Source organism: Streptomyces sp. NPDC057854 (assembly GCF_042797055.1).
Taxonomy (GTDB): domain Bacteria; phylum Actinomycetota; class Actinomycetes; order Streptomycetales; family Streptomycetaceae; genus Streptomyces.
In genome coordinates this window covers 21,317-37,627 of sequence record NZ_JBHVMF010000007.1, presented here as the reverse complement: position 1 = coordinate 37,627, position 16,311 = coordinate 21,317, and the positions used below count along the sequence as shown (strand labels likewise).

Genomic DNA, 16,311 nt, shown 5'->3' with positions numbered 1-16,311 from the left:
CGAGCTCAGCTCGCGGGGGGGGGACTCAGCTCGCGGGGGGGGGTGGGCTCGGCTCGTGGAGGGTGGGCTCAGATCGCGGGGGGGCTCAGCTCGTGGGGGTGGGCCAGTGGCGGTGGAGGGGGTCGATGCGGAAGGGGTGGACGTGCCGGTGGCCGGGGCCGGTCGCGGCGGCCATGTGGGGGTGGTCGGCGGGGAGTTTGGGGTGGGCGTGTTCCAGTGCGTCCGGGTCGGTGCGCGGCCAGAGGCGGGCCGCGCCGGCGGCGGCGGTCGCGGCGAAGGCCGTGAGGGCGGCGGCGGAGGCGGCCGTGCCCGCACGGGCGGCGAGCCAGCCGGCCAGCGGGTACGTCAGCAGCCAGCAGCCGTGCGACAGGGAGAACCGGGCGGCGAAGACGGCGGGCAGGTCGGCGTCGCCGGCGGACCGGCGCAGCAGCCGGCCGCCGGGGGTGAGGACCGCCGAGGTCGCCGCGCCCAGGCAGAACCAGAGGGCGAGCAGCGCCGGCCAGGCGCCCGCCCGGTGGGCGGCGGCCCAGCCGGAGGCGAGGCCGGCGGTCAGCAGGGCGAGCGCGGCGGCGAGGACGGCGGCGGCCGGCAGCATGAGGGCGCGGTCGCCCGTCCGGCCGAGCAGGCGCGGCAGCGGCAGGGCCACGGCCATCGAGCCCGCCCCGCACGCGGCGAGGGCGAGGGACACGTCGCCGGCCGGCCGGCCCAGTCCGTCCTGCACGAGGACGACGGTGTCGACCAGGACCACCGCGCCCGCGGCGGCGACGGCGAGGTCCAGCGCGAGCAGGGCGCGCAGCCGGGGCGTGGCGAGCAGCAGCCGGACGCCGAGGACCCGCTCCGCGGCGGGCCCCGGCCGGTCCTCCGCCGGGAGGCGCAGGGGCAGGACGAGCAGCGCGGAGACGAGGAACCCGGCCGCCGTCCCGGTGAACAGCCACCCGTACGGCACGAGGGCGAGGAGCGCGGCGGCCAGGGCCGGGCTGGCGAGGCTCTCCAGGTCGTAGGCGAGCCGGGAGAGGGCGAGCGCGCGGGTGTAGTCGCGTTCCTCGGGCAGCACGCGCGGGATGGTCGCCTGGAAGGCGGGCGTGAAGACGGCGGAGGCGGCCTGGAGCAGCAGCACGAGGGCGTACACCTGCCAGATCTGGCCCACGAACGGCAGGACCAGCGCGGCGAGCAGCCGTACGAGGTCGGCCCCGACGAGCAGCGCCCGGCGCGGCACCCGTCGGGCCAGCGCCCCGGCGAGCGGGGCGAGAGCGACGTACGCCGTCATCTTGAGCGCGAGCGCGGTGCCGAGCACGGCGGGGGCGTTCCCGCCGGCGAGGTCGTACGCGAGCAGGGCGAGGGCGACGGTCGCGAGGCCGGTGCCCGTGAGGGCGACGACCTGGGCGAGGAAGAGGTGCCGGTACGTGCGGTCGCGCAGGACGGACAGCATGGGGACGCCCTCGGTCGGCGGGAGTGCGGTCCTCTCCACCGTAGCCGACGCGTGCACATGTGCGCACATGTCGAGAGTGAGTTGTCTGGAACGGGCGGTGGCGTGCGTGCGCCGCTGCCCGAGCGCCCGCCACCGGCGCGCCTCAGTCGTGCCAGGGCTCCCCCGTGACGACGTGGTCGGCGCGGTTCAGGGCCTCGACGACCAGGCGCTTCAGGTGACCGTCCGGCAGGGTGTAGACCACGCGCCGGCCGTCCTTCCGCGCCTGGACCAGGCCGCCGAGCCTCAGTTTGGCCAGGTGCTGGCTGACCGCCGGCCGCGCGGCCCCGCACGCCTCCGTCAGCGCGCCGACGTCGGCCTCGCCCCGGGTCAGCACCCACAGCAACTGCAGCCGGGTCGGGTCGCTGAGCAGCCCGAACACCTCGGCCGCCGCCGCGAGCTGCGGCGCCCCGGGCGTCCGTGGGTGGACGGGGGACTCGGCCTTGTCACGTACGGGATCCGCCATGCGCCCATCGTAGGGAGGCCGGCGGGGCGGGTTCAGCGCGTGGGGGCGGGGACGGCCACGGGGACCGGGGTGGGGGTGTGGCCGTGGGTGCGGAAGGGGACGCCGAGGCGGCCCGCCACCTCTGCCGGCGTCTGCGGGCAGAAGAAGTACCAGCGCAGGCGGGTGAGCGCGCCGTCGGCGGTCTCGGCGCGCAGGACGTCCTCCACCGCCTCGGGGCCGGAGCCGTCGGCCGGGAGGGCCCACATGAGGATCAGCGCCTCCCCGTCCATGTCGCGCACTTCCGCGCGCCAGCGGACGGGCGTCTCCCGGTGCAGCGTGTGGTGCGGCGAGCCGGCGGCGATCCGCTCGCGCCCGACCTCGTGGGCGACGCCGATCACCTCGCTCACCGCGTCCTCGGCGAAGAGCCCGGCGAAACCGGCCAGGTCGGAGGCGCTGAACGCCGCCGCGAGCGCGTCGAGCGTGGCGCGGTCGGGCGCGGTGCGCCGGGCGAGGGCGGCAGCCCTGCCGGGGTCGGCGAGCCGTCCCCGGCCGCGGTGCAGGGCGGCCTTGACCGCGCCTTCCGTGGTGCCCGGCATCGCGGCGATCTCCTTGAGGGACAGGTCGAAGACGTCCTTGAGCACGACCGCGGCCCGTTCCTGCGGCGCCGGCAGCGTCGCCACCTCGGCGAGCGCGTCCCGCACCTCGACGGGGTCGGCGACGGACGGTGCGGCGCGCTCGGTCGGCGCCGGCGGCAGTAGAGCGGGGCGGCGCGCCTGGTCGAGGTAGGCGTTGGTCGCGATGCGTACGAGCCAGGCGATCGGCCGCTCGACCGCCTGGTGCGACTCCGCCGCCCGCGCGAAGGCCCGCGCCGGCGTCTCCTGCGCCAGGTCCTCCGCGTCCCAGACGCTGCCGGTCAGCCGTCGGCAGTACCGGAACAGCTCGCCCCGCAGCGGCTCCAGAGCGGCCAGAAACGCATGCCGGGCCTCCCGGGCCGTGTCCAGGAGGGACTGGGGGAGGACATCGGGAGTGGGGGCCGGGGCGGATGCGGGGGCTGGGCTGGTCGGGGCCGGGCGGGTCGTCATGGCGGGGCTCCTCGGGGCCTGGGGAAGGCGGGGGGTGGGGTCCGGTGACCGGGCGGGCGGGCGGATGGTCACCGCCGTGGGGTCGTGGCTCTGGACGGCCGTACACCCTGGTTCGACGGGTCGGCCCCCTCGGGCGATACGCCCCCGGCTGCGTGACCCGCGTCACCCGGCGCCCCTCCCCCGCCGCCCTCCACATCCCGGGACGGGTGACCGATCCGTGGACCGGTGGTGCACGGGGGCGGGCTCTCGGGTGAGGATGCTGCGGACGGCCGGAGAGGGGCCGGGAGCGAGGAGAGACGACGATGACCATCGAGTGGCGCTACACCATCCACCCCGGCCTCGGTGTGCTCTCCCTGGCCGGTTTCCTCGGGCAGGAGGCCGTGGGACGGTTCCAGGGGGCCGTCGGCTGGGCGCTCGCGCGCGGTACCGGGCCGGTCGTCCTCGACCTGACCGGGTTGCGCGGCTGGTCCGACGGCGGACGGCTCGCCGTGTCCGAGGCCGCGTCGCGGCTGGCCGCCGAGGGGCGCGGGCTGGAGCTCGCCGCCGTGCCGGCGGGCGGCGGTTTCGGCGACGGGCCGGTGGCCATCGCGGTCCACGGCGACCTCGCCACCGCTCTCGCCGCCCACCGGGACCGGGGCGTCGAGGAACGCGCCTGGCGCAGCGACGCCTGGCCCGACGGCGGCTGAGGCAGGCCACGACAGGGTGGGCGTTCAGAACCAGTGCAGGCAGTGCGGCGGGCGGGCGGTCCGGAAGAGGGCGTCGGCGCGATCGGCCGCCTCCGCGTGGTGGGCGCGTACGTGGCCGGCGCGGACCAGCGCGCTCGGGGCCGTACCGCCGAGGTAGACCGAGCCCAGGTCGCTGACGTCCAGCGACAGGTCGGGCCGCCGGTCCGTGGGGACGCAGTCGGCCTTGCCGTCCCGGACGGTCAGCAGGTGGCGGCCGGACGTGCCGAGGAACGGGTCGTGGACGTCGAGGACGAGCTCCCCGTCGGCGAGCCAGCCGCGCGCGGTGAGCGCCGCCGGGACGTCCAGGATCCGCACCCACAGCCAGTCGGTGTCGTGGCTGACCTCGGCGGCGCGGTAGTCCGCGAACCGGTACCGCAGCGGATGACCGGGCGGCACGTGCTTGAGGACGATCTTCTCGGCCAGGTCGTGGTCGAGCGCGAACCGGGCCAGCGCGGCGAACACCGCGTCGTCGGCGGCGATGATCTCGTCGACCGTCAGCGTCCCGCCGTCGAGGGAGTACGAGGCGTACCCGTCCGGGCTTCCGTCGGCGCCCCGGTGGACGGCGACGTGACGCGGCGCCTTCGCGACCGGGGGCTGTCCGGCGCCGAGCGCCCACCAGCGGGGCGGCCGGGAGAGGGCGCCGGGCTGGGTGCGGCGGTAGTCGTCGTAGACCTCTTCGAGGACGGCGCCTGCATCGGCCCGCCGGACCAGTTCGACGGAGCCGGGGGCGGCTGCCGTGAGGTCCGGGGACGCCGGTCCCGAGGCGTCGCGCGGTACGCCTCGAAGTGCCGCGAACGCGCTCCGGTGGCGCGGGACGGTCATCCGCTGCGTGGAGGTCGCCGGTCCGTAGCCGAACCTGCGGTAGATGACGGCCTCGGAGGCCAGCAGCACGGACAGGACCTCGCCCCGGGCCTTCAGCCCGGTGAGCTGATGCCGCATCATCGCGCTGAGCACGCCCTGCCGCCGGTGCGAGGGCAGCACGCCGACGGCGGTCACGCCGGCGACCGGGACGATGGTCCCGCCGGGCAGCGTGAGCTCGAAGGAGTACGCGCCCGAGGTGCCGACGGGCCGTCCGTCGGGAGCGACGGCGAGCAGGTTCCGGTCCATCTCCAGGGCCGACCACCAGACGCCGCCGCCGTCCTCGCCCGGGGTCTCCGGGAACCGTCCGAAGGCGGCGTGCAGGGTGTCGACGAACACGCCGAGGTCGGCGTCGGTCGTGGGACGGATCTCTACCACCGGGGGCCTCCTCAGGTGTGCCCGCGCGGCCCGTGTGCCGCGCGGGCCTTTCGTACGGCTCACGCTGCCCCTGTGCCGCGCGCCCCGCATCCGTATGCGTACGCGTATCCGCATCCGCATCCGCTCAGTCGAGGCAGAACTCGTTGCCCTCGACGTCCCGCATGTTGATGCAGGACTCGTTGACGCCGTCGGCGTACAGCGTCCGGTCGTGGACCGCGCCGAGCGCGACCAGGCGGGCGCACTCCGCCTCCAGCGCGGCCAGGCGCTCCGCGCCGACGAGGCAGGTGCCGGCGCGTACGTCGAGGTGGACCCGGTTCTTGACGGTCTTGCCCTCGGGGACGCGCTGGAAGGAGAGCCGCGGTTCGTCGCCGACCGGGTCGATGGCGGCCCAGTCCGCGCCCCGCCGCCCGGGCTCGGCGGCGTCGAACTCCGCCCAGGAGGCGAACCCCTCGGGCGCCGGCGGCACGTCGTGCCCGAGCACCGCACGCCAGAAGCGCGCGACCCGTTCCGGTTCCGCGCAGTCGAAGGTGATCTGGAGCTTCTTGATCGACGGCATCCGGCCATCATAGGGAGGGCGTTCCTCCGGCACCTCCGGATATGTGCGCCCTGGCCGGCAGGCGAGGATACGGCCCCAACTCGCAGTGCCGGAAACGGGCTTGGGCCACGGCGAGCGAAGCAGGCCACCGGCCACGGCGCTCCCCCGTCGTTCACACCCATGAACACCCTTCACGTACGCGCATATTGACGTGTCTCCGACACTCCCCCTAGCGTCGGCGCCAGCACTCCAGAAAGCGCTTTCCCCCTCCTCCCGTGTCCGAGCCGCATCCCCCACCAGGAGACACCGATGCGCACGAAGCGCACGAAGCGCACCCCTTCCCTCGCCCTGAGCGCGGCCCTCGCCGCAGGCACCCTCGCCGCGTTGTCAGGCGCCGGTACCGCCCAGGCCGCGACCGCCCGGTACGAGGCCGAGGTCTCGCCCGCCGTCTGCACCGGCACCATCGACTCCGACTGGACCGGGTACTCCGGCAGCGGGTTCTGCAACGGCACCAACGCCGTCGGCGCCCACGCGCAGTTCACCGTCACGGCGCCCGCCGCCGGGAGCGCGACGCTCACCGTGCGGTACGCCAACGGGACGACGGCCGACCGCCCGGCCTCCGTCGTGGTCAACGGGTCGACCGTCGCCGCCTCGGCCTCCTTCGCGCCGACCGGTACGTGGACGGGCTGGACGTCCCGGACGTTCACCGTGCCGGTCGCGGTCGGCGCCAACACCGTACGCCTCTCGCCGACGACGGCCGCCGGGCTGCCCAACGTCGACCACGTCGAGCTGAGCACCGCCGACTCCCCCGCCCCGTCCGGCCCCGCCCTCTACGTCTCCCCCACCGGCACCGCGGGCGCCTCCGGCACCCAGGCCGACCCGACGACTCTCGCCTCCGCGATCACCCGGATCGGCGCCGGCGGCACGATCTACCTGCGCGGCGGCACGTACGCGCACACCACCACCGTCACGGTCGCCCCGGGCAACAACGGCACCGCCGCCGCCCGCAAGACGATCGCCGCCTACCCGGGCGAGACGCCGGTGCTCGACTTCTCCGCGATGGCCGAGGCGTCGTCCAACCGCGGGCTCGCCCTGAACGGCAACCACTGGCACGTGAAGGGCCTGATCGTGCAGCGCGCCGGCGACAACGGCATCTACGTCGGCGGCAGCGACAACGTCATCGAGCGCACGGTCACCCGCTTCAACCGGGACACCGGGCTCCAGCTCGGCCGGATCGCCTCCACGACCCCGCGCGACCAGTGGCCGGCCCGCAACCTCATGGTGAGCGTCGAGTCGCACGACAACGCCGACACGGCCGGCGAGAACGCCGACGGCTTCGCCGCGAAGCTGACGACCGGGCCGGGGAACGTCTTCCGGTACGCGGTCGCCCACCACAACATCGACGACGGCTGGGACCTCTACACCAAGCCGGACACCGGCCCGATCGACCCGGTGACGATCGAGTACTCCCTCGCGTACACCAACGGCACCCTCTCCGACGGCACCGTGAACGCGAACGGCGACCGCAACGGCTACAAGCTCGGCGGGGAGTCCGTCGCCGTCGACCACGTCGTACGGCGGAGCATCGCCTACCGCAACGGCAAGCACGGCTTCACGTACAACAGCAACCCGGGCTCGCTGAAGGTCTCCGAGAACATCTCGGTCGACAACGCGCAGCGCAACTTCACCTTCGAGGCCGGTACGTCGGTCTTCCGGGGCAACACCTCGTGCCGCAGCACCAGTTCGGGAACCAGTGACAAGCTGGTGGGCGACGCGGACGGCACGAACCAGTTCTGGACCGGCACGAACGGCTCGCGCTGCGCGGCCTACAGCGGCGCCCTCGGCTGGTCGTTCGCGCCGGACGGTTCGCTCGCCGCCACCTTCGGGGGTCGTCCCGTCACCTGGTGATCCGCCGACCGTGAACTGCGCGCCCGTGCCGGTCCGTTCAGGCGCGGGCGCGCAGTTCTCTGCCGAGGGCGTACGCGGCGCGCAGGTCGTCGCCCTCGTATCCGGCGCCGGCCAGCGCGCGCAGCGCCGGGGAGGCGTTGACGGCGACGGTGTGCCGCAGGACGGAGAAGAGCGGCACGTCGGAGCCGGAGTCGCCGTAGGCGACGCAGGAGTCCCGGTCGAGGCCGAGGGCGGTGCGGAGCCGGTCGACGGCGGTCACCTTGTCCTGCGGGACGAGGATCCGCGCGGGGTCGAGCGCCGCCCGGAACGGCGGCGGCGGGAAGCCGGACGCCACCACGTCGTCGACGCCGAGGCCGCGGAGCCGTTCGGCGAAGAAGTCCGGCGACATGGTGACGACGACGGCCCGGTCGCCGCGCTCGCGGATGTCCGCAAGGACCTCCGCGAGCCCGCCGATCCACGGCGCCCCGTCGAAGGCCGCGGCGACGACGCCCGGCGTCAGCTCCCGCCACAGCCCGTGCAGCGCGGCGGCGAACCCCCGTGTGTCGATGCCGCCCGCCGCGAACGCGACCTCCAGCGCCCGCAGTTCGTCCAGGCAGCCGAGCCGCGCGGCGATCTCCAGACTGGCCGAGGTGTCCCTCAGCAGCGTGCCGTCCATGTCGAAGACGTGCAGCAGCCGTCCGTCCTTCACCGCGTCTCCCTCCGGGTCCGGGGATCAGCGTACGGCGCGACCCCGGCGGTTCGCCGTGCCCTCCGGACGCCGGCCCGGACCGCCCATGCGACCGCCCGCTCCCGGAAGGGCCTGCGCCGGGCGCGCCGGGTACGGTCGTGCCGCGCGGACGAGGGAGGCGGACATGGCGGTCGTACGGCCCGACGAGGTGGTGGGGCCCCTGGAACGGGGGGTCGCCGTGCTGCGGGCCGTCGTCGACGGCGGCGGGCGGCGCGGGGTCGGGGAGGTGGCGCGGGTGACCGGGCTCGCGCGGGCCACTGTGGACCGGGTCGCCACCACGCTCACCGTCCTCGGGGTGCTGCGCGCCGAGGGGCGCGATCTGGTGCTCGCGCCGGGTGCCGCCGAGCTCGGCAACGCTTATCTGGACTTCTGCGGGCTGCCCGCCCTTCTCGGGCCGCACGTGGCCGCGCTCGCCGAGGAGGCCGACGCGCCCGTGTCGCTCGCCGTCGCGGACGGGGACGGGGTCCGCTTCCTCACGCAGGCGTCCCGGCGGCGCGCCATGGCGATCTCGTTCCGGCCCGGCGACCTGCTGCCCGCCGAACGCTGCGCGCCCGGCGCCCTGTTCGCCGCCGGCTGGGATGAGGAGCGGTTCGCCGCGTGGCGGGAGCGGCACCCCGGCGACGTCGGGTTCCCGGCGCGGGTGCGGGAGGCCCGCGAGCGGGGGGTGGCCGTCGACGACCAGCTGATCGAGCCGGGGCTGGTGGCCGTCGCCCTGCCCGTACGGGACCCGGCGGGGGCCGTCGTGTGCGCGGTCAGCGTCGTCAGCCACACCAGCCGGCACGACGCCGCCGCCCTGGAGGCGCTGGTCCTCGCCCCGCTGGCCCGGACCGTCGCGGCGATGGAGGCCGCGCTCGCCTCGGGGCGGGGAGGTGCGCGCGCCGCCGGACCGGCCCACTCGCGCGCGCTCAAGGAGGAGTTGGGGTCGGGCTACCTCCAGTCGCTGGCCCGGGGGCTCGACGTGCTGCGCGCCTTCGGAGCCGTACGCGGGCCGGCGCGGCTCACGGATCTCGCCGCGCTCGCCGGGCTGCCCCGGGCGACCGCCCGGCGGTCGCTGATCACGCTGTGCCACTTGGGGTACGTCCGGGAGGAGGCCGGGGGGTTCGTGCTGCTCCCCCGGGTCCTCGGACTCGGCCACGCCCTGCTGTCCGCCCTCACCCTCCCGGAGATCGCCACGCCGCACCTCGTCCGGCTGGTGCGTGCGGTGCGCGAGTCCGCTTCGGTGGCGGTGCTGGACGGCGACGACATCCGGTACGTGGCCCGGGTGGCGGGCAGTCGCGTGATGCACATCGACATCGTCGTGGGCACCCGCCTGCCCGCGTACGCCACCTCGATGGGGCGGGTGCTGCTCGGCGCCCTGCCCGGGGCCGAGCGGGACGCGCGGCTGGCGCGGATCACCCCGGAGGCCCTGACCCCCCGGACCCTCACCGGGCCCGCGGAGCTGCGGGAGGCCGTGGCGGAGACCGCCGGGCGCGGGTTCGGATGGGTGGAGGAGGAGCTGGAGGAGGGGCTGCGGTCGGTCGCGGTGCCGGTCCGCGACGGCACCGGCCGGGTGGTCGCGGCACTCAACGTGGCGCTGCACGCGGGCCGTTGCGCCCCGGAGGAGAGCCTGGCGGTCCTGCTGCCGCAGCTGCGGGAGACCGCCGGCCGGATCTCGGCGGACCTGGCGGCGGTGGGCCGCCACGCCGCCGTCCCCACCGGCTGAGCCTGCCCGGTCCCGGTGCGGCGCGCCCGGTCACGCCTCGCGGTGGCCGGTAGCCGCGCCCGCGGCGTCGTCGTGGCGGCCGGGTGCGGGCGGTCCGGCGGCGGGGTGGAGGGCCGCCGCGGCGGCGAGCGTCAGTTCCAGGGCGAAGGGGTAGCCGCTGTCGCGCATCTCGGCGGCGAGGAGGGGATAGGTGGCGGCGATGTGCGGGTGGGTGTCGGCGGGAAGACGGCCGTAGACCTGGTGCCAGACCTCGGTGTCCGCCTCGCGCGCGACCGGCGGCATCGCCCCGGCTGCCGCGTCCTGGGCGGCGAAGGCCAGTGCCTGGTCGACGAAGGCGTGGTAGATCCGGACCGCCAGGGCGTCCGGGAAGCCGCCGTCCCGCAGGATGCCGAGGATGTTCTCGACCGCCCGCGTCTCGTGGGCGCGGCCGGTCGTGCGGTGCGCGGCGAGGAGGGCGGCCTGGGGCTGGGCCACGTACGCGGCGTGGATGCGCAGGCCCAGGGCGCGCAGGTCGGCGCGCCAGTCGCCGGTCGGCTCCCAGCCCTCCTGGGCCCGCCCGATGACCTCGTCGGCGATCGCGAGGAGCAGGGCGTCGGTGTTGCGGAAGTACCGGTAGAGGGCGCTGGGGTCGGCGCCGAGGGCCGCGCCCAGCCGGCGTACGGAGAGGGCTGCGGCGCCGTGCTGGGCGACCAGGCGCAGCGCGGTGTCGACGATGAGCCGTTCGGAGAGGACGGCGCCCCGCTTGGTGGGGCGGCGGCGCTGCCGGTTTCCTTCGGGTACGACGCGTGCGGACATGGCCGGGGACCTTACGTCAACACCATTGACGTGTAAACGGCTCGCGGGCTTCCATGGCGCCCGTCACCCGAAACGGCGGCGCCGGCCCGGTCCGGCCGCCGCCCGGTACGACCCGTCCGACGGCCGCCCCGCGCCGCACCGCGCTCCGGCCGGCCGTCGTCCGCCCCGCGCCCCCGCCGGCGCGGCCGCACGCAAGGGAGCCGCCGTATGCCCCAGGCCGATCTGGTCTTCACCCGAGGCCCCGTCCTCACCCTGGACCCGGCGCGGAGCCGGGCCACCTCGCTCGCCGTGGCCGGCGACCGGATCACCGCCGTCGGCCACGACGAGGTGCGCGAGCTGATCGGGCCCGGCACCGAGGTGGTGGACCTGACCGGCAAGCTCCTGCTGCCCGGTTTCCAGGACTCCCACATCCACGCGGTGGGCGGCGGCACCGAGCTCGCCGAGTGCGACCTCACCGGCAGCACCGACGTCACGGAGTACCTGGCGCGGATCCGCGAGTACGCCGAGGCGCACCCGGACCGGGAGTGGATCACCGGCGGCGGCTGGTCGATGGAGAGCTTCGAGGGCGGCATGCCGACCCGTGAGCTCCTCGACGCGGCCGTCCCGGACCGCCCGGTCCTGCTGGCGAACCGCGACCACCACGGCGCCTGGGCGAACTCCCGGGCGCTGGAACTGGCCGGCCTCACCGCGGACACGCCGGACCCGGCGGACGGCCGGATCGAGCGGGATCCCGACGGCACCCCGAACGGCATGCTCCAGGAGGGCGCGACCGCGCTGGTCTCCCGCCTGGTGCCGGACAGGACGGCGGAGGACCGGCTGGCGGGCCTGCTGCGGGCGCAGCGGTTGCTGCACTCGCTGGGGATCACCGGCTGGCAGGACGCGCTGCTCGGGTCCTTCAACGGCATGTCGGACCCGTCGGACGCCTATCTGACGGCGGCGAAGGACGGTTCGCTCACCGCCCGGGTGACCGGGGCGCTCTGGTGGGACCGCGAGCGCGGTTCCGAGCAGATCGCCGAACTGGTCGACCGGCGCGAGCAGTTGACCTCGGGCCGGTTCCGCGCCACCTCGGTCAAGATCATGCAGGACGGCATCGCGGAGAACTTCACGGCCGCGATGCTCACCCCATACCTCGACGGCTGCGGCTGCGCGACCGGCAACACCGGGCTGAGCTTCGTCGACCCGGTGGCGCTGCGCGGCCATGTGGCCGCGCTCGACGCCCTCGGCTTCCAGGTGCACTTCCACGCGCTCGGCGACCGCGCCGTGCGGGAGGCGCTGGACGCGATCGAGGCGGCGATCGCGGCCAACGGGCGGCGCGGCAACCGCCACCACCTCGCCCACCTCCAGGTCGTCCACCCGGACGACCTGCCGCGCTTCGCCGCCCTCGGCGCCATCGCCAACATCCAGCCGCTGTGGGCGGCGCACGAGCCGCAGATGGACGACCTCACGATCCCGTTCCTGGGTCCGGAACGGGCGTCCTGGCAGTACCCGTTCGCCTCGCTGCTGCGCGCCGGGGCCACGCTGGCGGCGGGCAGCGACTGGCCGGTGTCGAGCCCGAACCCGATCGAGGGCATCCACGTCGCCGTGAACCGGCGCGACCCGGAGGCGGGGGACGACCGGGTGTTCTACCCGGAGGAGCGCCTCGACCTGCTCTCGGCGCTCACCGCGTACACGGCCGGCACGGCCCATGTGAACGGCCTCGACGACGCGGGCAGCCTGATGCCCGGCCACCTCGCCGACCTCGTCGTGCTCGACCGGGACGTCCTGGCCGCGCCCGCGGACGAGATCGCCGAGGCCCGGGTGGAGCGCACGTACGTCGGCGGCCGGCTGGTGTACGAGGTGTGAGCGTCGGCCTCGTCCGGCCCGGGCGGCCGCCGGGCGGCACCGGGGAACGTGGCGCCGCTCACCCGGCAGCCCGCCCTCCCCCCGTTCGGCGCGGGCTCAGCGCGCCGGGCCGGCGGCCGCCCCGCCGAGCCGGTCGAGTACGGCCCGGGCGGCGCGGGTCACGGCGGCGCGGGAGGCGTCCGTGCGGTCGAACGCCTCGAAGCCGTGGCGGCCCTCCGGGACGTCGACGATCTCGACGTCCGTCCCGTGCTCGCCGGCCGCGGTGAGGAAGTCCTCCACCGTGGCCGCGAACGCGGGGTGTTCGCGTCCGGCGCGGACGAGGACGACCGGCAGCGGGCCGGCGCCGGCGACCGCCGTCACCGGGCGGAAGCGGGACGGGACGGTCTCCCAGCCGGGCGGTGTGCCGAGGACCGGGTAGGAGAGGGCGAGGCAGCGCAGCCACGGCGGCGGCGCGGCCAGCCAGTCGGCGGCGAGGAGGCCGCCGCCGGAGAAGATCCAGAGCGCGATCCGGTCGGGGTCGGTGCGCGGGTGGGCGCGGAGCAGTGCGACCGCCTCGGCGAGGTCGTCGGCGGCGCGGGCGTAGTCGGTCAGGGCGTGCAGCCGGTGGTCGACGGTGGCGCCGACGACGCCGAGCCCGGCCAGGTGGCGGGCGTAGCCCCGGTAGAAGGGCGTCTCGCGCGGGGTGGGGGTGCGGTCGGCGTCGACGGGGCCGCCGTGCACGAGGAGGACGGCGGGCCGGCGCCCTTCCCCGTCGGGCGCGTACACGTCGAGCCGGCCGTGCCGCTCGTACGGGAACTCCCGGGTCTCCAGCAGGAACTCCACCTCCTCGTAGTTCGGCTGGTCGTCGGCGAGCGTGAGCCTCCGGCCCTCCCCCGCCGCCGACCGCAGCAGCAGTGCGGCGAGTTCGGCGGGGTGGGTGAGCATCGGCCAGTGTCCGGCGGGCAGTTCGAAGAAGGCGTAGCCGGGTCCGGCGAGCTTCCTGAGGTGCGCGGGTCCCGTCCGGACGAGCATTTCGACGACGTCGACGCCCGGCCCGTCGGCGGTGCACATCACCGCGCTCGCGGGCACCCGTTCCACGGCGCCGCCGAGCCGCAGGGGTTCGGTGAGGGTCCGGGCGGGCTGCGGCGCCGCGAGCCGGTCGAGGCGGGCGAGGTCGGCGGCGGACAGTCCGGCGAGGCTGCCCCAGCGCGCCCACTCCTCCCCGCGGGGCGCGGGGAGCGGCGCGGTGTCGTGGCCGAGCCGGTCCCGGACGGTCTCGTCGCGGACGAGGAGCAGCGCCGGGTCGCCGTCCGAGGGCAACCCGGCGGCCACGTACACGACCCTGGCGACCCGGTCCGGCCGCCGGTCGGCGGCGCCGAGCACGGGGTGGATGCCGTAGGCGTGCCCGACGAGGACGACCTCCGGGTCGTCGATCCCGTCCACGATCGCGGTCACCTCCCCGATGTGCGTGCCGAGTCCGGCGCCGGGGTCGCCGTCCAGGGTCACCGGAAGGACCGCGGCGCCCGCGTCCCGCAGCCGCTCCGCGACCCGGTCCCACAGCCACCCGCCGGTGAACGCCTCTCCCACCAGAACGAACGTCGTCATCCCCGCCTCCTCGTCCTCGCCGCCCGTCGCGGTCGCCGGCAGGCTAGGAACTCCCCCTGGGGGAGATTCCACCGTGCGCGCGGGCGGTTAGGGTCGGCCGCGGGAGGTGCGGGGTGGACGCGGACGGGACGTGGAGCATCGGGGAGCTGGCCGGACGGGCCGGGGTGACGGTGAAGACCGTGCGGTACTACTCCGACCGGGGGCTGCTGCCGGAGGCCGGGCGCAGCGGCGGCGGGCACCGGCGGTACAGTCCCGGGGCGCTGGCGCGGCTGCGGGAGATCCGCTCGCTGCGCGCGCTGGGCCTCGGCGTGCCCGAGGTGGCGCGGGCGCTGGAGGACGACGGGCGGCTGGCGGACGTGGTCGCCGGGGAGCTGCGGGGCGTGGCGCGGGAGCGGGCGGCGCTGGCGTGGCGGGAGGCGTCGCTGCGGCTGCTCGCGGAGTGCGACGGTGCCGAACGGACCGAGCTGCTGCCCCTGTTGGGCGCGTCCGCGCTGCCGCCGGACACGGACGCGGTGGTCCGGTTCTGGCGCCGGTCGCTGCCCGTGCGGCTGCCGGCGCCGCTGGTGGCGCGGGTCCTGGACGAGGTCGTGCCGGTGCCGCCGGACGAGCCGTCGCCCGGTCAGGTGCGGGCCTTCGCGCTGCTGCGGGCGCTGGTGTCGGACCCCCGGCCGGAGCGGGCGCCGGCGCCGCCGCTGCGGGGCGAGCGGTACCGGCCGGCGGTGCTGTACGAGGGGCTGGCGGAGGCGTACGAACTGGCGGGCGCGGAGGTGCGGGCGGGGCGCCCGCCCGGCGGCCGGGGCGTCCTGGACTGCTTCGCGGACGCGTACGCCCGGGCCCTGGGCGAACCGGACTCGCCGGCGTTCCGGGGGCGGCTCGCCGGGCTGCTCGGCCGGGAGGAGACGACGGTGATGGCGCGGTACTGGAAGCTGGCCGCCCCGCTCCTCCCGCCGGACCGCCCCCCGCTCGGCGTCCTCCACCACCACCTGACGGAAACCCTGACGCGGACCCTGCCGCAGAGCGGGGCGACCGGAGACTGACCGGGACGTGGCGTCCGCATGGCGGGCGCCCCGGAGTCCAGCTGGTGGGCGGCGTGGTGGCGGATCTCCGCCCGTCCTCGACGTCGCCGCAGGTCAGAGCCGTACGCAACCGGCTGCCGGTGGCGCAATACTGCGGCAACACCACCCGAGCGGCGGCCCGGTTACGTTCCTTGCCATGCCCGCCGAACGCACCCCCGCCGCCCTCCCGGTCGCCGCCGCCCGCCGTCGCCGGCTGCGCGCGGACCGGGCCCGGCAGCTCGCCGACCTGCTGCGGCACCAGATCCTCACCGGCGCCTTCCCGCAGGGGGTGCTGCCGCTGGAGGACGTGCTCGCGGCCGACCACCACGCCAGCCGGAACACCGTCCGGCAGGCCCTCGACCTGCTGCGCGGCGAGGGTCTGGTGGAGCGGCAGCCCGGGGTGGGGACGGTCGTCGTCGGCGAGAAGTACCCGCACGGCCTGGACCGCCTCCAGGGCCTCGCCGAGACCCTGCGCGAGCACGGCACGGTCACCAACGAGGTGCGGAACCTCGGACCCGTGCGGGCGCCGGGCCCGGTGGCCCACCGGCTCGGCCTGCCGGACGGCGCCGACGTGCTGTGCGTGGAGCGGCTGCGGCGGCTCGGCGGGCTGCCGCTCTCGCTCGACCTGTCGTACCTGCCGATGGACGTCGGCGGCGGGCTGATCGGCTGCGACCTGGAGCACACGGACGTGTTCCGGCTGCTGGAGCAGCTGACCGGCGGGCCGCTCGGCCACGCCGAGATCACCCTGGAGGCGGTGAACGCCGACGCGCACGCGGCGGCCGTCCTCCAGGCGCCGCGCGGCGCGGCCCTGCTGATGCTGGAACGGCTCACCCATCTGCCGTGCGGCCGGCCGGTGGACCTCGAGTTCATCCGCTTCCGCGGCGACCGGATCACCATGAGCGGCGTCCTGCGCCGCTCCCCCTGACGGTCACGCCTCCCCCCTTCTCCTTCCCCCTTCCCCTGGAGCTCCGCCATGCCCCTCGTGCCCCAGCGCGCCGACGTGCCCGTGACGATCGACGAGTCCCGCTGCATCGACGGCTGCACCCTCTGCGTCGACATGTGCCCGCTGGACTCGCTCGCGATCCGCGAGGAGGACGGCAAGGCGTACATGCACGTCGACGAGTGCTGGTACTGCGGCCCGTGCGCCGCCCGCTGCCCCACCGGCGCGGTGACCGTCAACATGCCCTACCTGCTCCGCTGAGAGGCCCGA

Annotated in this window: 15 protein-coding genes; 7 read left to right on the top strand and 8 right to left on the bottom strand. The window is 76.1% G+C overall.

All coding sequences use genetic code 11. The annotated features are described in order from the left end of the window. Nucleotides 1-85: 85 nt before the first annotated feature. The 3 genes from ACFVQZ_RS12235 to ACFVQZ_RS12225 all read right to left on the bottom strand — a co-directional run bounded on the left by ACFVQZ_RS12235 (nucleotide 86) and on the right by ACFVQZ_RS12225 (nucleotide 2,992). Nucleotides 86-1,429 carry an MFS transporter gene (locus tag ACFVQZ_RS12235; RefSeq protein ID WP_383621415.1) on the bottom strand — a complete coding sequence of 448 codons (1,344 nt, stop codon included), beginning with the start codon at nucleotides 1,427-1,429 and terminating at the stop codon, nucleotides 86-88. A gap of 142 nt (nucleotides 1,430-1,571) precedes the next feature. Then, nucleotides 1,572-1,931: a winged helix-turn-helix domain-containing protein gene (locus tag ACFVQZ_RS12230; RefSeq protein ID WP_030498209.1), complete on the bottom strand. Its 360-nt coding sequence runs from the start codon at nucleotides 1,929-1,931 to the stop codon at nucleotides 1,572-1,574. A 32-nt stretch (nucleotides 1,932-1,963) separates the two neighbouring features. Beyond that, nucleotides 1,964-2,992 (bottom strand): RNA polymerase sigma factor, encoded by a 1,029-nt coding sequence (locus tag ACFVQZ_RS12225; RefSeq protein WP_051788453.1) that lies wholly within the window; start codon nucleotides 2,990-2,992, stop codon nucleotides 1,964-1,966. Between the two features lie 302 nt (nucleotides 2,993-3,294). On the opposite strand from ACFVQZ_RS12225, the gene ACFVQZ_RS12220 reads away from it, so the two are divergent. Next, on the top strand, nucleotides 3,295-3,678 hold the full coding sequence (locus ACFVQZ_RS12220) for a hypothetical protein (RefSeq protein WP_030497727.1): 384 nt from the start codon (nucleotides 3,295-3,297) through the stop codon (nucleotides 3,676-3,678). Nucleotides 3,679-3,702: 24 nt separating this feature from the next. Here the strand turns inward: ACFVQZ_RS12220 and ACFVQZ_RS12215 are convergent, their stop codons facing one another. Next, entirely contained in the window at nucleotides 3,703-4,953 is a 1,251-nt protein-coding gene (locus ACFVQZ_RS12215; protein WP_383621413.1) for a GNAT family N-acetyltransferase, read from the bottom strand. Between the two features lie 124 nt (nucleotides 4,954-5,077). Beyond that, on the bottom strand, nucleotides 5,078-5,509 hold the full coding sequence (locus ACFVQZ_RS12210) for a VOC family protein (protein WP_383621411.1): 432 nt from the start codon (nucleotides 5,507-5,509) through the stop codon (nucleotides 5,078-5,080). Nucleotides 5,510-5,797: 288 nt separating this feature from the next. Here ACFVQZ_RS12210 and ACFVQZ_RS12205 point away from each other — a divergent pair, with 288 nt between their 5' ends. Further along, nucleotides 5,798-7,396 carry a carbohydrate-binding protein gene (locus tag ACFVQZ_RS12205; protein ID WP_383621409.1) on the top strand — a complete coding sequence of 533 codons (1,599 nt, stop codon included), beginning with the start codon at nucleotides 5,798-5,800 and terminating at the stop codon, nucleotides 7,394-7,396. Between the two features lie 37 nt (nucleotides 7,397-7,433). On the opposite strand, the gene ACFVQZ_RS12200 is transcribed toward ACFVQZ_RS12205, so the two are convergent. Beyond that, on the bottom strand, nucleotides 7,434-8,084 hold the full coding sequence (locus tag ACFVQZ_RS12200; protein ID WP_321193413.1) for an HAD-IB family phosphatase: 651 nt from the start codon (nucleotides 8,082-8,084) through the stop codon (nucleotides 7,434-7,436). A gap of 163 nt (nucleotides 8,085-8,247) precedes the next feature. On the opposite strand from ACFVQZ_RS12200, the gene ACFVQZ_RS12195 reads away from it, so the two are divergent. Further along, the gene (locus ACFVQZ_RS12195) at nucleotides 8,248-9,825 is read left to right on the top strand and encodes an IclR family transcriptional regulator C-terminal domain-containing protein (RefSeq protein ID WP_383621407.1); all 1,578 of its coding nucleotides are present in this window, start codon (nucleotides 8,248-8,250) and stop codon (nucleotides 9,823-9,825) included. A gap of 30 nt (nucleotides 9,826-9,855) precedes the next feature. Here ACFVQZ_RS12195 and ACFVQZ_RS12190 read toward each other — a convergent pair whose 3' ends face one another. Next, nucleotides 9,856-10,620 carry a helix-turn-helix domain-containing protein gene (locus ACFVQZ_RS12190; protein WP_383621405.1) on the bottom strand — a complete coding sequence of 255 codons (765 nt, stop codon included), beginning with the start codon at nucleotides 10,618-10,620 and terminating at the stop codon, nucleotides 9,856-9,858. Nucleotides 10,621-10,827: 207 nt separating this feature from the next. On the opposite strand from ACFVQZ_RS12190, the gene ACFVQZ_RS12185 reads away from it, so the two are divergent. After that, on the top strand, nucleotides 10,828-12,462 hold the full coding sequence (locus ACFVQZ_RS12185; protein WP_383621403.1) for an amidohydrolase: 1,635 nt from the start codon (nucleotides 10,828-10,830) through the stop codon (nucleotides 12,460-12,462). 96 nt (nucleotides 12,463-12,558) lie between these two features. Here ACFVQZ_RS12185 and ACFVQZ_RS12180 read toward each other — a convergent pair whose 3' ends face one another. Further along, nucleotides 12,559-14,046, bottom strand: coding sequence for a dienelactone hydrolase family protein (locus ACFVQZ_RS12180; protein ID WP_383621401.1), 1,488 nt, complete (start codon nucleotides 14,044-14,046; stop codon nucleotides 12,559-12,561). 113 nt (nucleotides 14,047-14,159) lie between these two features. On the opposite strand from ACFVQZ_RS12180, the gene ACFVQZ_RS12175 reads away from it, so the two are divergent. The 3 genes from ACFVQZ_RS12175 (at nucleotide 14,160) to ACFVQZ_RS12165 (ending at nucleotide 16,302) form a co-directional block, all read left to right on the top strand. Beyond that, nucleotides 14,160-15,083: a MerR family transcriptional regulator gene (locus ACFVQZ_RS12175; RefSeq protein ID WP_383621400.1), complete on the top strand. Its 924-nt coding sequence runs from the start codon at nucleotides 14,160-14,162 to the stop codon at nucleotides 15,081-15,083. Between the two features lie 175 nt (nucleotides 15,084-15,258). After that, nucleotides 15,259-16,026: a GntR family transcriptional regulator gene (locus ACFVQZ_RS12170; RefSeq protein WP_030497737.1), complete on the top strand. Its 768-nt coding sequence runs from the start codon at nucleotides 15,259-15,261 to the stop codon at nucleotides 16,024-16,026. Between the two features lie 48 nt (nucleotides 16,027-16,074). Then, on the top strand, nucleotides 16,075-16,302 hold the full coding sequence (locus tag ACFVQZ_RS12165; RefSeq protein ID WP_030497738.1) for a ferredoxin family protein: 228 nt from the start codon (nucleotides 16,075-16,077) through the stop codon (nucleotides 16,300-16,302). Nucleotides 16,303-16,311: the final 9 nt, after the last annotated feature.

What these genes read in the sequence shown, in the direction of transcription:
- ACFVQZ_RS12225 (WP_051788453.1), bottom strand. Translation starts at nt 2,992, where the DNA reads ATGACGACCCGCCCGGCCCCGACCAGCCCAGCCCCCGCATCCGCCCCG.
- ACFVQZ_RS12180 (WP_383621401.1), bottom strand. Translation starts at nt 14,046, where the DNA reads ATGACGACGTTCGTTCTGGTGGGAGAGGCGTTCACCGGCGGGTGGCTG.
- ACFVQZ_RS12235 (WP_383621415.1), bottom strand. Translation starts at nt 1,429, where the DNA reads ATGCTGTCCGTCCTGCGCGACCGCACGTACCGGCACCTCTTCCTCGCC.
- ACFVQZ_RS12185 (WP_383621403.1), top strand. Translation starts at nt 10,828, where the DNA reads ATGCCCCAGGCCGATCTGGTCTTCACCCGAGGCCCCGTCCTCACCCTG.
- ACFVQZ_RS12220 (WP_030497727.1), top strand. Translation starts at nt 3,295, where the DNA reads ATGACCATCGAGTGGCGCTACACCATCCACCCCGGCCTCGGTGTGCTC.
- ACFVQZ_RS12205 (WP_383621409.1), top strand. Translation starts at nt 5,798, where the DNA reads ATGCGCACGAAGCGCACGAAGCGCACCCCTTCCCTCGCCCTGAGCGCG.
- ACFVQZ_RS12190 (WP_383621405.1), bottom strand. Translation starts at nt 10,620, where the DNA reads ATGTCCGCACGCGTCGTACCCGAAGGAAACCGGCAGCGCCGCCGCCCC.
- ACFVQZ_RS12230 (WP_030498209.1), bottom strand. Translation starts at nt 1,931, where the DNA reads ATGGCGGATCCCGTACGTGACAAGGCCGAGTCCCCCGTCCACCCACGG.
- ACFVQZ_RS12210 (WP_383621411.1), bottom strand. Translation starts at nt 5,509, where the DNA reads ATGCCGTCGATCAAGAAGCTCCAGATCACCTTCGACTGCGCGGAACCG.
- ACFVQZ_RS12195 (WP_383621407.1), top strand. Translation starts at nt 8,248, where the DNA reads ATGGCGGTCGTACGGCCCGACGAGGTGGTGGGGCCCCTGGAACGGGGG.
- ACFVQZ_RS12170 (WP_030497737.1), top strand. Translation starts at nt 15,259, where the DNA reads ATGCCCGCCGAACGCACCCCCGCCGCCCTCCCGGTCGCCGCCGCCCGC.
- ACFVQZ_RS12165 (WP_030497738.1), top strand. Translation starts at nt 16,075, where the DNA reads ATGCCCCTCGTGCCCCAGCGCGCCGACGTGCCCGTGACGATCGACGAG.